This is a genomic window from Chloracidobacterium sp. (assembly GCA_025057975.1).
Lineage (GTDB): Bacteria > Acidobacteriota > Blastocatellia > Chloracidobacteriales > Chloracidobacteriaceae > Chloracidobacterium.
Genome location: JANWUV010000001.1, coordinates 1 through 19,823 on the forward strand (window position 1 = coordinate 1; position 19,823 = coordinate 19,823).

The 19,823-nt window shown below is 62.9% G+C and carries 15 protein-coding genes; 6 read left to right on the forward strand and 9 right to left on the reverse strand.

Going from position 1 to position 19,823, the window contains the following annotated elements:
* The 7 genes from NZ585_00005 to NZ585_00035 form a co-directional block, all read right to left on the reverse strand.
* Window positions 1-1,068, reverse strand: a 1,068-nt coding sequence (locus tag NZ585_00005; protein ID MCS7078419.1) for a DUF1156 domain-containing protein, incomplete at its 3' end; no start/stop codon positions are given.
* Between the two features lie 7 nt (window positions 1,069-1,075).
* Window positions 1,076-4,690, reverse strand: coding sequence for a helicase-related protein (locus tag NZ585_00010; protein ID MCS7078420.1), 3,615 nt, complete (start codon window positions 4,688-4,690; stop codon window positions 1,076-1,078).
* A 114-nt stretch (window positions 4,691-4,804) separates the two neighbouring features.
* Window positions 4,805-5,299 (reverse strand): GNAT family N-acetyltransferase, encoded by a 495-nt coding sequence (locus tag NZ585_00015; protein ID MCS7078421.1) that lies wholly within the window; start codon window positions 5,297-5,299, stop codon window positions 4,805-4,807.
* A gap of 85 nt (window positions 5,300-5,384) precedes the next feature.
* On the reverse strand, window positions 5,385-6,305 hold the full coding sequence (locus tag NZ585_00020) for a bifunctional 5,10-methylenetetrahydrofolate dehydrogenase/5,10-methenyltetrahydrofolate cyclohydrolase (protein ID MCS7078422.1): 921 nt from the start codon (window positions 6,303-6,305) through the stop codon (window positions 5,385-5,387).
* Window positions 6,306-6,499: 194 nt separating this feature from the next.
* Window positions 6,500-8,152, reverse strand: a complete 1,653-nt coding sequence (locus tag NZ585_00025) for a hypothetical protein (GenBank protein ID MCS7078423.1) — start codon at window positions 8,150-8,152, stop codon at window positions 6,500-6,502.
* A gap of 75 nt (window positions 8,153-8,227) precedes the next feature.
* On the reverse strand, window positions 8,228-8,851 hold the full coding sequence (locus NZ585_00030) for a hypothetical protein (protein ID MCS7078424.1): 624 nt from the start codon (window positions 8,849-8,851) through the stop codon (window positions 8,228-8,230).
* 34 nt (window positions 8,852-8,885) lie between these two features.
* A complete protein-coding gene (locus NZ585_00035; GenBank protein ID MCS7078425.1) occupies window positions 8,886-9,836 on the reverse strand; it encodes a histone deacetylase in 951 nt (316 codons plus the stop codon).
* 128 nt (window positions 9,837-9,964) lie between these two features.
* Between NZ585_00035 and NZ585_00040 the strand changes: the two genes are divergently transcribed.
* The 6 genes from NZ585_00040 to NZ585_00065 all read left to right on the forward strand — a co-directional run bounded on the left by NZ585_00040 (window position 9,965) and on the right by NZ585_00065 (window position 17,776).
* Complete coding sequence (locus NZ585_00040; GenBank protein MCS7078426.1) at window positions 9,965-11,500, forward strand: PLP-dependent aminotransferase family protein; 1,536 nt, start codon at window positions 9,965-9,967, stop codon at window positions 11,498-11,500.
* 109 nt (window positions 11,501-11,609) lie between these two features.
* Window positions 11,610-12,581 (forward strand): branched-chain amino acid transaminase, encoded by a 972-nt coding sequence (locus tag NZ585_00045; GenBank protein ID MCS7078427.1) that lies wholly within the window; start codon window positions 11,610-11,612, stop codon window positions 12,579-12,581.
* 762 nt (window positions 12,582-13,343) lie between these two features.
* Window positions 13,344-14,678: a sigma-54 dependent transcriptional regulator gene (locus NZ585_00050; protein MCS7078428.1), complete on the forward strand. Its 1,335-nt coding sequence runs from the start codon at window positions 13,344-13,346 to the stop codon at window positions 14,676-14,678.
* 21 nt (window positions 14,679-14,699) lie between these two features.
* Window positions 14,700-15,674, forward strand: a complete 975-nt coding sequence (locus tag NZ585_00055; GenBank protein ID MCS7078429.1) for a sigma-54 dependent transcriptional regulator — start codon at window positions 14,700-14,702, stop codon at window positions 15,672-15,674.
* 131 nt (window positions 15,675-15,805) lie between these two features.
* Window positions 15,806-16,363: an elongation factor P gene (efp, locus tag NZ585_00060; protein ID MCS7078430.1), complete on the forward strand. Its 558-nt coding sequence runs from the start codon at window positions 15,806-15,808 to the stop codon at window positions 16,361-16,363.
* A 60-nt stretch (window positions 16,364-16,423) separates the two neighbouring features.
* Complete coding sequence (locus tag NZ585_00065) at window positions 16,424-17,776, forward strand: 3-deoxy-D-manno-octulosonic acid transferase (GenBank protein ID MCS7078431.1); 1,353 nt, start codon at window positions 16,424-16,426, stop codon at window positions 17,774-17,776.
* Here the strand turns inward: NZ585_00065 and NZ585_00070 are convergent.
* On the reverse strand, window positions 17,760-18,218 hold the full coding sequence (locus NZ585_00070) for a Fe(2+)-trafficking protein (GenBank protein MCS7078432.1): 459 nt from the start codon (window positions 18,216-18,218) through the stop codon (window positions 17,760-17,762). The genes NZ585_00065 and NZ585_00070 overlap by 17 nt on opposite strands.
* Before the next feature lie 42 nt (window positions 18,219-18,260).
* Window positions 18,261-19,682 (reverse strand): tetratricopeptide repeat protein, encoded by a 1,422-nt coding sequence (locus NZ585_00075; protein ID MCS7078433.1) that lies wholly within the window; start codon window positions 19,680-19,682, stop codon window positions 18,261-18,263.
* Between the last annotated feature and the right edge of the window lie 141 nt (window positions 19,683-19,823).

Genomic DNA, 19,823 nt, shown 5'->3' on the forward strand with positions numbered 1-19,823 from the left:
AGCCTTGATGTAGTCACCCGGAATGGGTGTCCCTGACATGACACACTCAAAGTTTGCTCCGCGGGCGAGCTTCGTCCCGCGCTTCGCCCGCTCCGCATCCTTCGGCTTGCCCACCTTCACCGTGAAGCGGTAGCCGCCGCCCTCAATCACCGGTTCCACATACGCCTCCTTGCCCGCCTTGGTCGAGAGCATAAACGTCGAAACCAACGGCACGTCCACCTGCCCAAACGCCGGATTCGGACTCTTCACCGTCCGCGCCCACAGCCACGCAATGACCGTCAACTCCTGCCCAACGTAGGCTGCCAAGTCCGGGCGCGTCTGCGCCATTTCAGCCGTCACCTTGACCTTCGGGTACAACCACCCAATGCGCTTCTCCGCCTCCGCGCGCATCCACTGCCCGTAGTAGCGCACATCCGCCGCCAGTCCCTGCGCCCCGCGCCATTCGCGGGCAAGGAGCGCCCGCGCCGTACGCGCTTCGGGATTGACCGGCGGCTGACCGGTGAACTTCGGCGGAATCTCAATCATCGCCTTGTTGATGAGGACGGCGACCGGGTTGAGGTCGCTCGCGTACGCTTCCAGTCCCAGCCGCTGGGCTTCGAGCGGCAATGCGCCGCCGCCGGCAAACGGGTCGTGGAAGGCGGGAAGCGCGGGCAGCGCGCCCGCAGCGAGCCGGGCTTTGATCTCCGAGTCGGAGAGCCGGCTGGAAGCCGCCACGCCCAGCACGTGACGCGCCCACGACCGGCGTAGCTCCGCGCGCGCCTGCTCCAGCACCGCTTCATTGGTGGTGTTTTCCCACTGTACCAGCGCCTCCATCAGACGAAACAGGCGGTCGCGTTCCCGCTGCTGTTCGGCTTCGGTCGGGAACAACTCCGGCAGCGCCGCAGGGTCGTCCACCATCTGGGCGAAGAGGACGGCGCGGGCGACCGCCAGCGGTCGGCGCGCCCACCACAAATGCAGGGTACTCGGATGCCCGTGCCGAATGGACTTTTCACGCACCGCCGCCCGATTGACGGCGTCCAGCGGCAACGCAACTTCAATCAACTTTTTGCGTGTCAGGTGGTGGTTCATCGCATCGTCAGTGGTCTGTCAGGGGTTTGCCTTCGCCAGTGCTGTGTCGTTCGGACGCCGAGCGGTCGCCCAACCCATACATCGCCTCCCGATTCGCGGCGGGCGACTCGGCCCGCGCTAGCCAATCGGCCGTTTGGTAGTTCACGCTCGTGACGCCGAAATCCGGCTCGCGTTGAAACGGACGCCGGACGTAATGCACGGCATGGCGGCCGTCGTCAAAGAATTCCACAATGGCCAAGATATAGTCGTCCGGCTTGTTGAGCGCCGTCAGGATTTCGTTGCGCGTAACCGTGATGGTCGGCGCATTCGCCGTCCGGCCCTTCACCTCGATGAAGCGCAGTCGCCCCGTCCCCGGAACACGACTCTCAATGTCGTAGCCCAGCTTTTCCGTCTCACGGTCAACTGGCTCAAACCCAAGTTCGCGTTCAACCGCCATCACAATGGCGCGGGCGCGGGCGGCCGTCGCCTGCGTATCCTCCGCCGTCGCGTTCGGCGCAGGCGCGGCGCTTCCAACAACCTCCCGCAGCCATCCCAGCGGGACGACCACCGCCGCCCCCAGCACCACCGGCGGCGACGCCGAGATTTGCGCCTCTCGGTCAAGTTCGGCGAGACGGTGTTCCAAGCGGGCTTGCAGTTCGTCGGCCCGGCGACGCGCCTCGTGTGAATTGAGGCGTGCGCCGGCTTTGCCGGACTGCTCCTGAAGCTTCAGCTCTTCGGCGCGGCGATCCCAGTAGGCGATTTCCTTTGTCAGCCGATCTTTGACCGCTGCGCGCGTCTTGGCGATCCAAGCCAGACGCCGTTCCCGCACTTCGCGGAGATGTTCGGGAACAACCTGCGCAATGGCGTAGGCCTGCGCTCGTTGTTCCAACTCGTGCGTCATCCACGCCGCTTCGGGACGGCCAAGCAACGCCGCCGCGTCGGGTTCGCCCGGGGCGAGCGGGCGGTAGTCCAGATAGGGCGCATGGGACAAACACCGCGCATCGCCGTTGGATGACATTTCGACGAACAACATCCGGCGCGAAACCGTGCGCCGCTCGCCCGAAGACAGCCGGCCGGCATCCTGAATTGCGTGTTCGAGGAAGAAAAGCACGCGCGGCGTCGTTCCGGGGTCGCGTTCGTCCACGAGGACGGCGCCGCGCTTGAACAGGTCGCGGTGGCTTGCCAACGTCAAATCCAGCACGGCGTCCAGCAACGGGTGTCCGGGGTGGACGAAGATGGCGGGTGGTCGGCCGGGTGGGGCAATGAGCGACTTCTCGAACACGACGCGCTCGTAGCGCGTCAGCACGGCGTCGCCGCCGCGTCGGTTGCGATGACGGATCGGCGCCGGGACATGCGTAATCTCGTAGCGGCGCGGCTCGCGCTCATGAATGCGCCCGCCCAGCCGCCGAAACGCTTCCAGAAAGAACGACTCGATGTAGTGCGGCTGGAGGCGATGCGCTTCGGCGCGTTCCATCTGCTCGCGGACGCGCGCAACGCGGGTGACATCCATCACGTCATGGGCGAGCGCCCGTTCCTCCAGCAACGTCTGCAAGCGCGCCGTATCCACGGCGTTTTCAACCGCCTGCGTCAGACGCGCCCGCACGTCGGGGCGGTCGCCGTAGCGGACGGCCTCCAGCATCAGTTCGCGCAGGGGGCGGCCGTCGAACTGCAACCGGCCGAGAACGTCAAAGACCCGTCCGCCCAGCGCCATGCGGGCTTCGTCGAGCTTTTCCAGCAGGCGACGGTACACGTCGCCTTCGCGCGTTCCTTCGGCGACCAGATTCCACAGGTGGCACACTTCCGTCTGCCCGATGCGGTGAATCCGTCCGAAGCGTTGTTCGAGCCGGTTTGGATTCCACGGCAGGTCGTAGTTGATCATCAAGTGGGCGCGTTGCAGGTTGACGCCTTCACCGGCGGCGTCGGTAGCGAGCAGAACCTGTGTTTCCGGGTCGTACAGGAAACGTTCCTGCGCCTTGCGGCGTTCTTCGCGGCTCATCCCGCCGTGGATGACGACGACGGCCTGTGGTCGGCCGAGATGGGCGACAATGTTGTGTTCGAGGTAGCGGAGCGTGTCGCGGTGTTCGGTGAAGACGACCAGCTTTTGGCGCGGCATCGGTTCGGCGGTTGTTTCCGATTCGGCACAGTGGAAGATTTCATCAAGCAGGTGGGACAGTTGCCGCCACTTCGTATCCTGACGGCGGCGGCGGATGTCGGCGGCCAGCGTTTCGAGTCGCGCCAGCGTCTGGATTTCAAGCTGAAGTTCGGCGACGGTGCGGGCGGCGGTCGCCTGATCGAGTACGGTGGCTTCGGCGGCTTCGATTTCGCGTTCGGGTGCGTCTTCAAGGTCTTCGAGGTCATCGGCGTCGAGCAATGGCGCCGTGTCCAGCACGGCGGCGGCGTCCGCCGCTTGCTGAAGCTGCTCCAGTTCACGCAGGCGTTTCTCCAAGCGTTCGCGGCGGCGGCGTAGCGACTGATAGATGGCTTCCGGCGACGACGCCAGCCGACGTTGCAGCATGGTGAGCGCAAAACCAACCGTCCCGGCGCGCTGGTTGTTGGGCAGCGCCTCGGCGCGATTGAACTCTTCGCGGACATAGTCGGTGACGGCCTGATACAACTGGGCTTCCGGCGGCGAGAGCGGGTACGGGACGGTGTGGGCGATACGCTCCGGGAACAGCGGCGTTCCGTCGAATTTGAGCAGGTTTTCCTTGACCATTCGCCGCATGAGGTCGCCGACATCCGTCCGGTGGACGCCTTCGCGGAAGCGTCCCTCAAAGCGGTCGGGGTCGAGCAGAGCGAGAAAGAGCTGGAAGTCCTCTTCTTTGCCGTTGTGGGGCGTCGCCGTCAGCAGCAGCAGGTGGCGGGTCAGACCGGAAACGAGTTGTCCCAGCTTGTAGCGTTTGGTGTACCGGACTTCGTCGCCGAGAAACGCGGCGGAGAGCTTGTGCGCTTCGTCGCACACCACCAAGTCATAGCGGTTGTCGGGCGCGGCGAGTCGGCGCTGGGCGGTTTCATCGCGGGCGAGTTTATCGAGGCGGGCGATGGCGAGGTCGTGTTCGAGGAACCAGTTGCCGGTGCGCGCCGCTTCCAGCTTATCCTTGGTGAGGATTTCAAACGGCAGGTGGAAGCGCCGTGCCAGTTCGTCCTGCCACTGTTCGACGAGGTTGCCGGGGCAGATGATCAGACAGCGGCGCAGGTCGCCGCGCGCCATCAGTTCCCGGATGAGGAGTCCGGTCATAATCGTCTTGCCGGCGCCGGGATCATCGGCGAGGAGAAAGCGCAACGGTTGGCGCGGGAGCATCGCTTCATAGACTGCCGTAATCTGGTGCGGCAGCGGTTCAATCAGCGAGGTGTGAACGGCGAGGAGCGGGTCAAACAGATGCGCCAGCCGGATGCGATGAGCTTCAGCCGTGAGCCGAAACAGCGCGCCGTCCCCATCAAAGCGCCACGGGCGGGCGTCGGCAACGACGGTCAGCCGCGTTTCGTCGCTGCGAAAGAGGAGTTCGTCGGCGACGCCGCCGGACGGATCGCGGTACACCAAGGTCAGCGCGTCCGTCCCGTGCCAAGTGACGCTGACAACGGTGACGGCCGCATCCGGGAGAATGCCCCGGACGACAACGCTGGGTTGCAGGTCTTCAAGCTTCATCTTTAGAGCGTTCACGAGCGGCGCAGCGCCGCTCTGACGGCGAACAGCATTCTCAAGCGGGCGGGCGTCAATCCGTTCCCACTATGTCTTCGCTGGGCCTTTGCCGGGAAAGCGCTAGAGCTTGACTTCCATCATCAGGCCATCTTCTGGCGGGTCGGTGTAAAAACCGCGCCGGTAGGCGACGGCAACAAAACCCAGCGACGCATAGAGCGCCTGCGCCGCTGTATTTGACGGGCGCACCTCAAGAAAGGCCGTCGCTGCGCCGTAGAGCCGTCCCGTGTACAGCGCCTCCTTCAACAACCGCCGCCCCAACCCGCGCCGCCGCACTTCGGGATAGACAGCGAGGTTGGCGATATGCAGTTCGCGGCCGTCGTGACGGGCGGAAGGCTGGACGCGGCCAGCCAGAAAACCATAGATCGGTCGTGTCACGAACGGCGCTTGGCCGCGTACCACCAACATGACCGCCAGCGGATTATGGCGCAGCTCCGCGCGGTAGCTCTCATAGCCCCAACGACTCAGGCGAGCCAGTCGCTCCAGCTCGACTACCGCCGCTAGGTCGCTTTCCAGCATTGGCGCTACGTAAAAACTTTCGTCAAACAGCCCATTCATACCAGCTGCGCTGAAGCTGAAGCCAAACCGCAGCGCATTCTTGCCAGGTCGCCGGGGGAACACGCCGGCGATTATGGAGCATTCGCTATCGGCGGCAAGCGCGCTCAGCAGCGAGCGTCGTATTGCGCATTAGCATGGCGATGGTCAGCGGCCCGACGCCGCCGGGAACTGGCGTGAGATAGCCGGCGCGTTCGGCCGCCTGAAGCGGATGCACGTCCCCAATCAGCGTGTAGCCCTTCTTCTCTAGTTCAGCCAACCGGGTTGGATCGCCGCCGAAGTAGGTCTCGACTTCAGCCGGCGTCGTGATGCGATTGATACCGACATCCACCACCACCGCGCCGGGACGAATGAAATCCGCCGTGACGAGCGCTGTTCGTCCGATGGCGGCGATGAGGATGTCCGCTGTTTGGGCTACGGCGGCTAAATCGGGCGTACGGGAGTGGCACACCGTCACGGTTGCGTCGCGGTGCAGCAGCAACAGCGCTAGGGGCAAACCGACAATGGCGCTCCGCCCCAAAACGACCGCCCGCCGCCCGCGCAGCGGCAGGTCGTAGTGATCCAAAAGCGCCAGTACGCCCGCTGGGGTACAGGGCACAAAGCCCTCCTGTTTGAGGGCGAGGCGTCCGACGTTGACCGGATGAAAGCCGTCCACATCCTTGTCCGGGTCAATCGCTCGAATGACGGCCGGGGCGTCGATCTGCGGCGGCAGCGGCAGTTGAACGAGGATGCCGTGAATATCGGTTCGTGCGTTGAGCGTAGCGACCAAGGCGAGCAGTTCGGTGGTTGTCGTTTCAGCCGGGAGTGGGATGACTTCGGAATGCAGCCCCAACCGCGTACAGGTTTTGGCCTTGGCGGTGACGTATGTTCGTGACGCCGGATTATCGCCGACAAGGACGGCGGCCAGTCCCGGCCGGACGCCCTGCGTCGTCAGACGGCGGCAGCGTTCGGCTGTTTCCGCGTTGAGTTTTGAGGCGACCAGCGCCCCATCGAGGATTTGCGCGCCCACGGCCGCGCCTCCCTAAAAGAAAAAATCGCTTGCGCTGCGACGGTAAACGACCGCCGATGGGGTGACAAGATGGCGACCACTGTATCGTTTTCGGCGCAAAACGCTTGCAATGCTTCAAAGATGGCCGCTGTCCTCAAAAAAGTCGGCGCGTCGCCGTTTACGGTGCAGGACGCTGCTGCACGCCAATCTGCTTACTATCGAGCTGCTTTCGATTTGGAAGGCGCACCCGTTGTCGGCCTGATCTCCTGCACGCCCGCCACCAACCAGTACCGGCCGCGCTTGACGAAGCGGTAGGCGATCCGGGTGGTGTCGTTCAACGCGGCACCGGTTTGGCGGTGGCGGCCGGTCAGCGTTCGGTTGGTCGTCACCGTCGCGGTTTTGCCTCCGGCGTCAAGTTGTACCTGCGGGGCGTCGTGCGTCATCGAGAGCGGCGCGTAGGTTTCCCAAAGCTTGGCCATATCGCTTGCGGCGCGCTCCGCCGTTCCTTCGCGGCGGTTGTAGTATGGGCGGAGCGTTGCGTCGAAATAGCTTCGGTAGTGTTCGCGCTGCTGCGCGCTGAAGGACTGGGCTAAGCCGTCCAGCGCCGTCAGGATGGCTTCCCGGCTGCTTTGCGTTTCCGTCTGGGGCTGATTGGGGCGTGATGCGGGACGCGGAGCAGCGGGCTGTGGTGTGTTCCCGGCGGGCGGCGACGCCACGTACGCTTTCCAGACGCCGAAACCGCCGACGCCGGCGGCGACGACGCCGGCCGCAAACCACGGCAGCCACTGCCAGGGACGCCGGTCGGTCGTCGGCTCCGTTGGCTGCGGCGGCGCGGTTGAAGCCGGCGCCGGCGGCGTCTGGTTTGTCGGCTCCAACGGGGCGGCGGCAGGACGCTCCGGCGTCACCGGCGGCGCGACCGGCGATCTGCTCGCGGCGTCTGAGAGCAACGCATCACGGGCGCTCGCTGGAGGCGTGATGGTCGGGGCAGGCGGCGCGTCCGGCGGGCGATTGACTTCCAGTTTGCCTTTACGCTGTAGGATGCCCTCGGCGTCGGCCACAGCCGGCGCGTGAACCCAGATGTCGCCGCCGCGCGGCTGGTCGCAATCAAAAATCTCGGAAAACCAGTGAATGAAATCCCCGGCGACGCCAAAGCGCGACCAACTAGGGATGATGTGGTACGCCTGCGGTGGGACGCCGACGCCGCAGGCGTAAAACAGCCCCTTCTCGTTGCGGAAAAAGCGGCGCAGGTTGTAGTCGAAGTGGACGCGAATGAGTTTCGGCAAATACTGCTGGTGCAGTTCGCGCACCCGTACCGGCGTTGTGATGGCGATGCCGTCCGAGCTGACGACCGCCGCCCTGTCCACCGCAGCGTCCTCCTGAGCTGCGGCTGTTGGCGCGGTTGTTTCCTGCGCACTGGCCGGCGGTTGTGCGGCGGCGCTCTGGGGGACAGTGCTCGGCGCAACGACGCCCACGGTGACCAGCAGCGTCACTGTCTCATGGCAGGCCGGGCAATGCCGCCGCTGCGTAACGATGGTTGTCCGCAAAACGCGGCACGCATGGGGCGCGGCCTCGCCGGCGAAGGTTGCGCCGCAGCCGGAACAGCGCGGTTGGTTGGCTGCGCCGTTTGGCAGGTACGTGATCCGCTCGCAGACGTGGCACAGGCGGCGGGTTGCATCGGGCGCTTGGCAGTAGGGGCAAACGTCTGGGTGTTCCGCCTGCCGTGCGTCCCAGTGGAGATCGCAAACCGGGCAATAGCCTGTGACGCCTTCCAGTCGCAAACCGTGGCCGGCCGGGCAGGTTTGCTCGACCGCCGCCGGATTGAATGGAAAGCGCACGGCGTGCTGAGCGCACCAGACGGTCGGCGGCATGGCGACAATTTCCTCCCGCTTTGCTGGGACGGTTCAGATTTCCGGGTGACAAAACGCCAGCGGCGGCGGTGATGTTCACCGTAGCAGCGCGTCGTCGTCGGCCTCCAGTTTGGTTATCCAGAGCGGAATAGGCAACCAGACGGCGGGCGCGCCATGAACGGCTTCGTCAAGCGCCGCGACCTGTCGCTCGACTGCGCGCTGCGTACCAGTTTCGGGCAGGTCTTCCCATCGCTCGTAACAGCCGTGCTGAATGCAGGCCGCCGGCTTGGCCTTCCAGTGAACGAGGCAGCCGACGCCCGGCTCGAACAGCGGGCAGGCGTAGGTTTGCGCGAATGTGTCGCCGGTTTCCGTCAGGCCGTACCGGACGACGGCGGCATGCGCTCGTGCGAGGACTTCGCGCACTTTGTCGGGTCCGTGTTTAGGGCTGCGGCGCAGGGTTTCCAGCATCGCTTCGGCTTCGAGTCGGACGATGTGGACATTGACGAATTGGGCGTCGGCGCAGCAGGGCGTCGGGCAGACGGCGCAATCGGCGGCCAGATGCCCGTAGGTTTTGCCGATGTAGCGTGCGAAGCGTTGTTTGAGGCGGCGCAGCCACGCAAACGCCGCTGCTTTGGCGTTGGTTTCGCGTGCCATCCGCCGTGATTGTGTGGAGCGTTGTCGTCGAAGCCGTGAGCGCGCCGCCGGTCGCTTCATCCGCATGTCATCCGCTCAAAGTTCAGTTTGCGTAAGTGGTTTAGCCAGTGAGCGCCGCAACATGTGCACGCACCGTCTGCGGCAACGTGGTTAGGTTATAGCCGCCTTCAAGCACCGAAACGACCCGTCCGGCGCAGTAGGTGTCGGCTACATTCGTGACCAAGCGGGTCAGATGCACAAAGTCGTCGTCGGTCAGATTGAGGTCACCCAGGGGGTCGCTTTCGTGAGCGTCAAAGCCAGCCGAAATCAAGACAAAATCCGGGTGAAACCGGCGCAGGATTGTCGTTAGCGCCGTCTCGAACGCCCGGCGATACTCGGCGGCAGTCGTCCCTGCCGCCAGCGGAACATTCAGCGTGTACCCTTCGCCCTCGCCTGTTCCGCACTCCCATCGGCTTCCTGTGCCGGGGTAGTGCGGAAACTGGTGAACCGAGAAGAAAAACACCGAAGGGTCGGCGTAGAAGATCTCTTGCGTACCGTTGCCGTGGTGAACGTCCCAATCCACGATGAGGACGCGCCGGAAGCCAAGTTGCTGCGCATGGCGCGCAGCGACCGCGACATTGTTGAACAGACAAAAACCCATAGCGCGGTTCGCCGTCGCATGATGGCCCGGCGGACGAACAGCCACGAACGCTCGCCGCGCTGCGCCGCCGCTGACGGCTTCAACGGCGGCCAACGCCGCACCCGCCGCATACTGCGCCGCCTCGTACGAGCCGGCCGAGACAACTGTATCAGGGTCGAGCGCCGCCCGTCGCCCAGCCTGCTGCGTCTTCCGCACCGCCGCCGCTACCTGCGCAGCATGCTCAGGCGTATGCACTTGAAACAATTCCGCGTCGGACGCCATGCGCGGCGTCCCCCAGCGACATGTCTCACGCAGTTGCGGGTCGCTTCTAAGCGCCTGCACGATGCTTGCCGTCCGCGCCACCGTCTCTGGGTGGGGCCCGGTGTCGTGGCGCGCGTTGCTTTCAGGAGCGAAGAGCCAAACGTCCGACATAAGTTAGGCAAAATGGCTGGTATAAAAAAACGGATTGGCTGTTTTCTTCAGGTTGTTTTGCCGTAAGATGCTGTGCCAAGCGCTAAAAATCAACCCATCCTTTCGCGTCCCCCGCCGACGGCAACGGCATGCACATTACCCTCGACCACCACTCCAAAACGCCGGTGTACCTGCAGATCAAGGAAGCCGTGCTGGCGGCTATCCGCGACGGGAAACTTGCGCCGGGTGCGCGGTTGCCAGCGACGCGCGAGTTGGCGCAGCAGCTTGGCATCAACCGGAGCACGGTGGCAATGGCCTACGAGGAACTGCTGGCGGATGGCGCGGTGGAATCGTTTGTTGGGCGCGGAACGTTTGTCGCCCGGCGGACGCTCGCCGAGGTTGTTCCGCCGGAAGAGCGCACGCGCCGCGCACCGTCCCGCAAAATGGTCTGGGAAGGCGTCTTCTCAGAACGCGCCCAAAGTCCGGTCGTCGAGTCGCTGCTAGACTTGTATCAGGTTAGTACGCTGCGCGATGTCATTTCCTTTTCTGGTTCGTTCCCAGACGCGGCCTCGTTTCCGACCCGCGAATTTCGCAACTCGCTGCACTTCGCCGAACGGACGCTAGGGGACGAAGTCTATCGCTACGGCCCGGTCGCCGGCTACGAGCGGCTGCGCGAGTATCTGGCGCAGCGGATGCGCGAGAGCGGAGTGGATGTCACCGCCGACAACATCATTGTAACGAGCGGCTCCCAGCAGGCGCTTGATTTGATTGCCCGCGCGCTGATTTCGCCCGGCGACACCGTAGCGATTGAAAATCCAACCTATCCGGGTGCGATGACCGCCTTTGCATTGGCCGGCGCGCGTCTGCTGCCGATTCCGGTGGACGAGGACGGTTTGTGTGTGGACGTGCTGGAAAACGTCCTCAAGGTGCAGCGTCCAAAGTTGGTTTATGTCGTGCCGAGTTTTCAGAACCCGACCGGCGCGTGTCTGAGCTGGGAGCGTCGCCGCCGGCTGCTGGCGCTGGCGCGCGAGCACAACCTGCCGATTGTCGAGGACGACTACGGTTCGCACCTCCGGTTTGACGGCGACGCGCTGCCACACCTGAAGGCGCTGGACGACACCGAACATGTCATCTATGTCAGCAATTTCTCCAAGAGCTTGTTACCAGGGCTGCGCATTGGGTGGTGTGCGGCGGCGCGTCCGGTGATTGCGCGCCTGACGGCGTTCAAACAAAACAGCGACATTACAACTTCACCGCTGCTGCAATCGGCGCTGTGGGACTTTTGCCGGCGCAAGCGCTACGAAGCGCATCTGGAGAGAATCCGTCCCATCTATCGCGCGCGCCGCGACGCGATGCTGGAGCGACTGGCGGCGGACTTTCCTTCTGGGACGACTTGGACGCGGCCGGCGGGCGGGTTGTTCCTGTGGGTGACGCTGCCGAAGGCGCTGGATGCAACGGAGTTGCTTTATCAAGTCCGGCAACAGGGCGTCGTCTTCAGCCGGGGGCGATTGTTTTACTGCGACAATCCGCAGCGAAACACGCTGCGCCTGAGCTACGGCCACGTCACGCTGGAACAGATTGAGCGCGGCATGCGGATCATCGGCGCGACGGCCAAAGCCATGCTTAGTCGAACTACCAGCCGCACCGCCGAACGTTTTCACAGTCGGACAGTGCCGCTGGTCTGACGCGCATGGTGCGTCACGTCAAGCGCATTACGGTTTTCTGGCTCGATTGAACCGGTCGAGCGTGTAGATTTGGTGGAAGTCAGTTCGTTTTCATAGGGAGACGCCACTCATGCGCCATCATGAAATCGCCTTTTTTGAGGGGAGCTTCGTGCCGTTGGCCGAAGCTAACGTCAATGTCATGACGCATGCTTTCAACTACGGCACAGCCGTTTTTGAGGGCATTCGTGGCTACTGGAACGCTGACGATGAAGAGATTTACCTGTTCCGTCCGCGTGAGCACTTCGTGCGACTATTGCAGAACGCTTCACTGCTGAAGATGAAACTTCCCTATGACGCGGATGCGTTGTGTGAACTGACGGCCGAACTCGTCCGGCGCAACGGCTACCGTGAAGATGTGTATGTGCGTCCGCTGGCCTATAAAACCGCGCGCCAAATTGGGACGAAACTGTCGCCCGGCGAGGCGTTGACGATGTTCGTCGTGCCGATGCGTGACTACGTGGATACGAGTCGGCCGCTGGCGGTCGGGGTCTCGTCATGGCGGCGCGTCGAGGACAACGCCATTCCGGCGCGCGGGAAAATCTGCGGCGCATATGTTAACTCGGCGCTGGCGGCGACTGAGGCCCGCGACAACGGCTACGATGAGGCCATCGTCCTGAACGCCGCTGGCAAGGTGGCGGAAGGCGCGGCGATGAACATCTTCATTGTCCGGGACGGTCGGCTCGTGACGACGCCGGTTTACGCCGACATTCTGGAAGGCATCACGCGCCATACGGTGGTTGAGTTGGCGCGGTGGGAACTCGGCGTGGAGACGGAGTTTCGGCCAATTGATCGGTCCGAGTTGTACATCGCCGACGAAGTGTTCTTCTGCGGGACAGGAGCGCAAATCGCCGCAATTGGGTCGGTGGATCGGCGTCCGATTGGGGACGGTCAGGTGGGTCCGCTGACACGCCGCCTCCAAGCGCTCTACGGCGATGTGGTACGGGGACGTGTCAGCCGTTACAGCAAATGGCTGCTGCCCTGTCGCCTGACGCCCTCGGCTTTGGAAGAGGACGCGCACTGCTTGGCGACGCTGGCTGATTAGTATCAGGAAAGAGAGCGCCGCAGCCCCCGCGTGGCGGTCGGCGAGCGTTAGTGGCCCGCTGGCCTCCCGCCTGCAAGCGGGCGACAGCTGACAGGCAGCGCGGCGCATGCTGCGCGCAAGGCTGGGCCACGCGCCCTCTATTTACGCCTGAAGCCGTGCAGCGGACGACGCTACAGCCGGACCGCCGGAGAACGGCCCGGTTTTGCCACAGGCAGCCCCGTTACCGTATCCGTCGCCAAAACCAGCTTCCACAACGCCTGTTTCAAGAAGCGCGCCGGTTTCTTGGTGGTCGGGCGTATTCAACCGCCCTCGCCTGCCACGGCAGGGTCTCTGCCGCCGCTACGAGGCAGTCTTGCCTGAAGCCCTGTGACCGCTTCTTGCCACCACGCCAGCAGGTTGACTCGCCACATTGCTTCAGAAAGCGCCCTAGAAGGTCATCTGCGCCATAGGGGAGTCGCTACAGTCTGTACCCGACCGGTTTCGATCAAAAAACCGCCTAATAGGATGCGCCGCGCACAAATCGGAGAAAGATTTCCACTTGTGCAAGTCAAGCAAACGCCGGTAGTCCAAACCGGCTTGGCGCAGAACGGGTTCGGCAAGTGAGCGTGGGTGCGCTAAGTACGGTTTGTTTCGGCGCATACGCAGATACAGGCAATATTGTCGGTGTTGACATGGAGTTTTGGCTCGACCAAAACAACGTGCATAAGCCATAAACGCCTCCGTCGGCTCGTTTCGTATCGCAGCGGCGTCAGCAAAAACGCTATGGCGGAAACGGTTTTGATTGTGGACGATGAACGTGGAATTCGGGAGTCGCTGCGCGGCGTACTCGAAGACGAAGGCTTTGTTGTGGAAAAAGCCGAAAGCGGTGATGCAGCCCTGCGCCGGTTGGCGACTACGTCGGTGGACTGCATCCTGCTCGACATCTATATGCCGAACAGCCAACTCGACGGTATCGCAACGCTTGAAGAAATTCGCCGCCGTTACCCGCACATTCCTGTTGTCATGATTTCCGGTCACGGAACGATTGACACCGCTGTACGCGCCATCCGGCTAGGGGCAAGCGACTTCATTGAGAAACCACTTCACATTGAGCGCACAATCCAAGCGGTGCGCCACGCGATTGAAACTCACCGCCCGGCGCTTAGCGCCGTCAGCGACAGCCTGATCGTCGGACAGAGCGCGCCGATGCGGGCGCTCCGGCAACAGATTGCGCTAACTGGGCCAACCGACGGGCGCGTTTTGATTTACGGCGAATCCGGGACCGGTAAGGAGCTCGTCGCTCTCGCCCTGCACGCCGCCTCCAAACGCGCCGACCGACCGTTTGTCGCCGTCAACTGCGCCGCCGTCCCAGAAGACCTGATTGAATCGGAGCTGTTCGGTCACGTCAAAGGCGCTTTTACCGGCGCCACTGAGTCCCGGCGCGGCAAGTTCGAGCAGGCCGACGGCGGTACGCTTTTCCTCGATGAGGTCGGCGATATGAGCCTACGGATGCAGGCTAAACTGCTGCGCGTTCTTGAGACTGGTCTGATTGAACCGGTCGGCGGCCAGAGCGCACGCCATGTAGACGTGCGCGTGATCGCGGCCACCAACAAGCGACTTGACGAGGCTATTGAACGCGGGCAGTTCCGCGCCGACCTGTTTTATCGGCTCAATGTCGTTCCCTTTCAAGCTCCTCCGCTCCGGGAACACCTCGAAGACATTCCGGCGCTGGTCGAACATTTCGTTCGGAACTTCAGTCGGCAATACGCGCGTCCGCCTATAACCCTGACTGAAGACGCTTATGACAAGTTGCGGCGGCATGACTGGCCCGGCAACGTACGCGAGTTACGCAACCTCATCGAACGGCTGATTATTACGGAATCGGTTTCACCAGTAACAGCCGACCGGATTCCCTTAGACCCGACGCCGAATTCCATCTGGGCCAGCTTCCAGTTCGGCTCGCTGCGCGAAGGAAGCGAAGCCTTTGAGCGTGAACTGGTGCGCCGTAAACTCGCCGAGTGCAATGGCAATGTTGCTCAGGCCGCCGAGGCGCTGGGTATTGACCGGAGCTACCTGTATCGCCGCATTAAGGCGCTAGGGATTAATCTACGCGGCTGATCCTACGCAACGCCGCCGCTTATGACCACTTCCGAACTCTTCATTGGTGCGTCGGCTCCCATACAAACGCTCCTGAAGGATGCGGCGCGCATCGCGCCAACGGACGCCACTGTGGTCATTACTGGTGAAAGCGGCGTCGGGAAGAGTTTGCTGGCCCGCTGGCTGCACGAACACAGCCGCCGCGCCGCTGGGCCATTCGTCGTCATTGACTGCGGTGCACTACCGGAACCGCTACTCGAAGCCGAGTTGTTTGGGTACGAGCGAGGCGCGTTCACCGGCGCAACGGCGGCAAAAGCCGGGAGGTTTGAAGCCGCACAGCACGGGACGCTGGTCCTTGACGAAGTGGCGGCATTGTCGCCGACGGCGCAGGCGAAGCTGCTTCGGGTGATTGAAGAACGGCGCGTGATGCGGCTGGGTGGCGTCCGCCTGCTGACGCTCGATGTACGGTTTATCGCCGTGACGAACACCGATCTCGCCGCCGCTGTCGCGCGCCGAGCCTTTCGCGCCGACCTCTTTCACCGCCTGAACGTTGTTGCCTTGGAAGTGCCGCCGTTGCGGAACCGCCCAGCCGACATTCCACCGCTCGCCCGGCATTTCCTCAAGTTGGCGGCGCAGCGCAACCATTTGCCGTCCCTCAAGCTCGAAGCGGAAACGCTGACGTTTCTTGAGCGGTATGACTTCCCCGGCAATGTTCGGGAACTGCGGCACGCCATCGAGCACGCGGCTCTAGCGACGCCCGACGGCTGCATTCGGCGCGAGCATTTGCCTTCGCGGATGACCTCGGCAACGGCTCTCATTCGACATGCCTCGCGCAAGCCAACGTTGGCCGAACTCGAAGCGGCCTACATCCGCGAAATTTTGCGTCACGTCGGCTGGCGCAAAGCCGAGGCCGCGCGCATCTTGGGCATCAGTCGCAAAAACCTGTACGAAAAGCTGCGTGCCTACGGAATTCCCTACCAACCCACCGATGGAGACGCCGCCGACGCCTCCGCTTGACCGGCTTGGCGGCGGTTCGGTAGCGTCTTTTCCTTTATGGCGGCCGAAAAATGCCTCTTTCGGCTGTCGCACCCGGCGACTGCTCCCCAACAGCGTCGCCCTCACTGACGATGAGGAGTTTCTTGTGAGCTATGCGAGCCAACCAGATTCGGCGTGGAATGATCGTCTTGTTCGATAACCAACCGCACCGCGTCCTTGAATGCCGCCACCATACGCCCGGCAACCTGCGGGCAATAATGCAGACCAAACTCAAAAACCTCATCACCGGTACAACGTTTGAGCACCGTTTCAGCGCGACGGAGGATGTGGAACGCGCCACTCTTGAACAGCACGAGATGCAGTATCTGTATAGTGAAGGTGACACCCACTACTTTATGGATGTCACCACCTACGAGCAGGTTGGGCTGGAAGAAGAAATCTTGGGTGACGCGCTGAAATACTTGAAGGCGGATACGACCATTCAGGTCGAGGTCTACAACGGGCAGCCGGTCGCCATCCAGCTTCCAGCGGTGGTCGAGCTGAAGGTCATTGAAACGGAGCCGGAACTGAAGGGCGCGACGGTGACAGGTTCAAGTAAACCGGCCAAGCTTGAAACGGGACTGCAAATCAGCGTCCCCGGCTTCATCAAGGAAGGCGATATTATTCGGGTGGATACAAGCGAAGGGAAATACGTCGAACGCGCCAAGTAACCTGCGCGCCTTGCGCACCGCTCCTTCAGAGCCGCCGCATCGTTTACGACGGCCATAGGTGTGTTTACACATTTTCCGTTCCGGTTGTACAACACGGCGCTGACGGTCAGCGCGCCGCTCTGGTTGGGCTATTACGGGCTACGCGCGCTCCGCCGAAGGAGGGATTGGCGTCACCTCCGCGAACGATTCGTCCCACAACTCTCCGCTGCGCCGACGCCAACTATCTGGTTTCATTGCGTCTCCGTTGGCGAAGTCCTTGCCGGACAGCCTTTGGCCCAGGCCCTGCGTGAACGCCTTCCAAGAGCGCATTTTGTGATCTCGACGACGACGGAAACCGGACAGGCGCGCGCCCGGGAACAACTGGACTGGATGGGGCGGCACTTTTACTTTCCGCTCGACCTGCCGTGGGTGACGGAACGAGCCCTCGCCGCGCTGAAACCGGCGTTAGTCGTTATTCTAGAAACAGAAATCTGGCCCAACTTTTTACACGCCTGCGCCCAACGCGGTATCCCAGTCGTCCTCGCCAATGGACGACTTTCTGACCGTTCGTTCGTCCGCTACCGTTGTCTTGGATCAGCGATGGGCGATCTCTTGTGCCGCTTTACGCTGTGCCTCATGCAATCTGACGAAGATGCAGCGCGCATCATTGCACTTGGTGCGCCGCCTGCGCGCGTCATTACCACCGGCAACCTCAAATACGCGCCGCCGGACGCAACCGAGCAGCGGCGCCGCGACCGCATCGCCGCCGACCTTCAGCGGCAATTCAGCCTCGGTGACGGCCGTCCCTGCATCGTCGCCGGCAGCACAGTTGAAGGTGAAGAAGTCATCCTTGCTGAAGTCTTCGCCCAACTCCGCATGACGCCGGCTTTGAAGCCTTGTCGCCTGCTGCTTGCGCCAAGGCATCCTGAGCGCTTTGCCAGCGTTGGACGCGAACTTAGACGGTTCGGGTGGCGCATCGCCCGCCGTACGCAGCCGCGGTCGGACGATGCGCAGGCCGAAGTCATCCTTCTCGATACCATCGGCGAACTCGCCGCCGCTTACCGTTGGGCCGACGTGGCGTTTGTCGGCGGCAGCCTCGTCCCACGCGGCGGACACAACATTCTTGAACCGGCCGCCGCCGGACGGCCGGTGGTAACAGGGCCGTACACTGAGAATTTCCGCGCGATTATGGATCGCTTCTGCGCCGCCGATGCCGTATGGCGACTCGCTCCAGGTCCGGTGGATGCGTTGCGGCGTGACCTTGCCGCAGCCTTGGAGACGTTGCTAACCAATCCGGCGCACGCCGCGGCGCTAGGTCGCCGGGCGCAGGCGACTTGGGCGCAGGCCGCCAGCGCGGTTGCGGCGACCCTCGCGGCGCTGGAAACCCATGTCTTTCCGACGTTGCCGGCGCTTGCAGCTATTCAAGGTGACTGATCTGGCCCTGCAACGTCGTGTCAATCATCATCGGCGGCGTTCCGTCGCCAAAGAAAAACGACTCCATTGCGCCAAACAGAAACTTTTGAGCCTGTGGATCAAGCGGATTCAAACCAAAGTGATTCATCAGGACGAGTTGCTGGGCCTGCCACTTCTTCCAGCACTCGGCGCAGGCGGTAGCGTACACCCTACGCCCAAGCTCATTGTTGAAGGGGACGCGCGACATCGGCGGCATCTCGTCCCGGCAAGCAACGGCGTAGGCATCACCTTCGCGTTTGACCAACCGCGCCTTCTCCAGCTCGCCAAGCGCCATTCTGACCGACTTTTCAGGATGACCGGTCTCGGCGACGAGCTGAGCCGCCGACAGCGCCCCTTTTTCCTTGAGCACTTGGACGACGACGCGCGGCGTCCCCTTCAAAGCTACACACAGGGTATCGAGCATAAGCGCCTCTTGGCATTGATGGAAAAATGATTGCTTCGAAGCTTACGGACTAGACGGCAAATCGTACAGACACGCCGCCTGACGCAAGCCGGCCCACAACTCGCTTTCCACTTCCCACACCGCCTGTTGACTGACCCGACCGGTCATTCGTTCGACCCGGATGGCGGCGTTAAGCGCGGCGTCGGCCGCGTGCAAATCACTTGACCGGTAGAGCGCCTGCCCCAAATCCCTGAGCGCCTCGGCGAAGTCGGGACGCTGTTCGATGGCCCGCTCGAAAGCTTCGACGGCAAGGACGAGCTTGTTCTGGCGCATGAGGACTCGCCCCAGGCGATGCCAAGCTTCGGGATACACACCGTGGCTTTTTTCAATCGCTGTCCGGAAAGCTTGTTCGGCGACATAGGGAGGCTCGCATTGGGCAAGCGCCACCCCTAGCTCATAGTAGCCTAGCGCTGTGTCCCCGGCGGGCGTCGCCACAAAGCGCTGAAGCGTTTGGACGGCTTCCGGCAGACGCCCAAGTTTGATATAGGCGCGGCTCAGTTGGCGGTACAAACCTGGCAACGGCGTCACTGTCAACTGTTTAGACAGGACTTCGACCGCTGCCTCCGCTTGCCCCATCGCCAGCAACACTTTGCTAAGATCAAGCGCGGCTTCGGGGTACTGTCCGCCGCGACTGGCGCGCGCTTCCGTCAGCGCCGCCCGTGCGGCTTGAAACTCACCCTGCATCGCCAGCGCATTGCCCAGACCCAACCAACTTTCACCGTCCGTCGGGCGCAACGTGACAGCGGCGCGAAACGCAGACGCAGCGGTTTCCGCGGCGCGCACGCGCAGAGCAGCCAAGCCCAAGTTGTGATGCGCCGCACCCTGTGTGTCGCCGGCGTCCAATGCCCGCTGATACGCTGCTAGCGCCGCTGTCGGCTGATCGAGGCGGAACAGAGCGTTGCCCAAATTGCGATAGGCGACGCCAAGCCCCGGCTCAGCGTCTAACGCCGCTTGGTAGGCATCGCGCGCCGCTGCGTAGTTGCCGTGAACATAAAGGACGTTTCCCAGATTGAACCACGCCCGACCATACGGCGTCGGTGAGCAAGCAACAGCGCGGCGCAGCAACTGCAGCGGCTCGTCAGTTCGACTGGCGGCAAAAAACTTGCCTAGTTCAAACAGTCCAACACCCAAATTAAGCAGAACACGCGGGTGGTTGGGTGCCAACGTCTCCGCCGTCCGCCACATGCGGATGGCCTCGCGCAGTTCGCCCAACTCGCGCAGCACGGCGCCCAACCATTCGTACGACGGCGTATGTTCAGCGTCCAGCTTGATCGCCTGCCGAAAAGCGGCTTTCGCCGCTTCATATTCGCCGTACTCCCAGAGTTGTTTGCCGCGCTGGAATAAGCTCTGTAACTGAACTTCCGGGCATTGCGTCGCAGCGCGCGCCGTTCGTTCAACTGTAGTCGCCACCGTTTGATCCGTCATAGCGAGGTGACGGTCCATTCCGCCGTGACCTTCTCCCCCTCGCTCGCTCTCCCTTCAGCGCTGAACGCTACACGGTGTTTGCTCTAGCTTCACCGGCGTTTTCACGTTTGCCTGATGCCGCAGTTAGCTTGCGTCATGGCA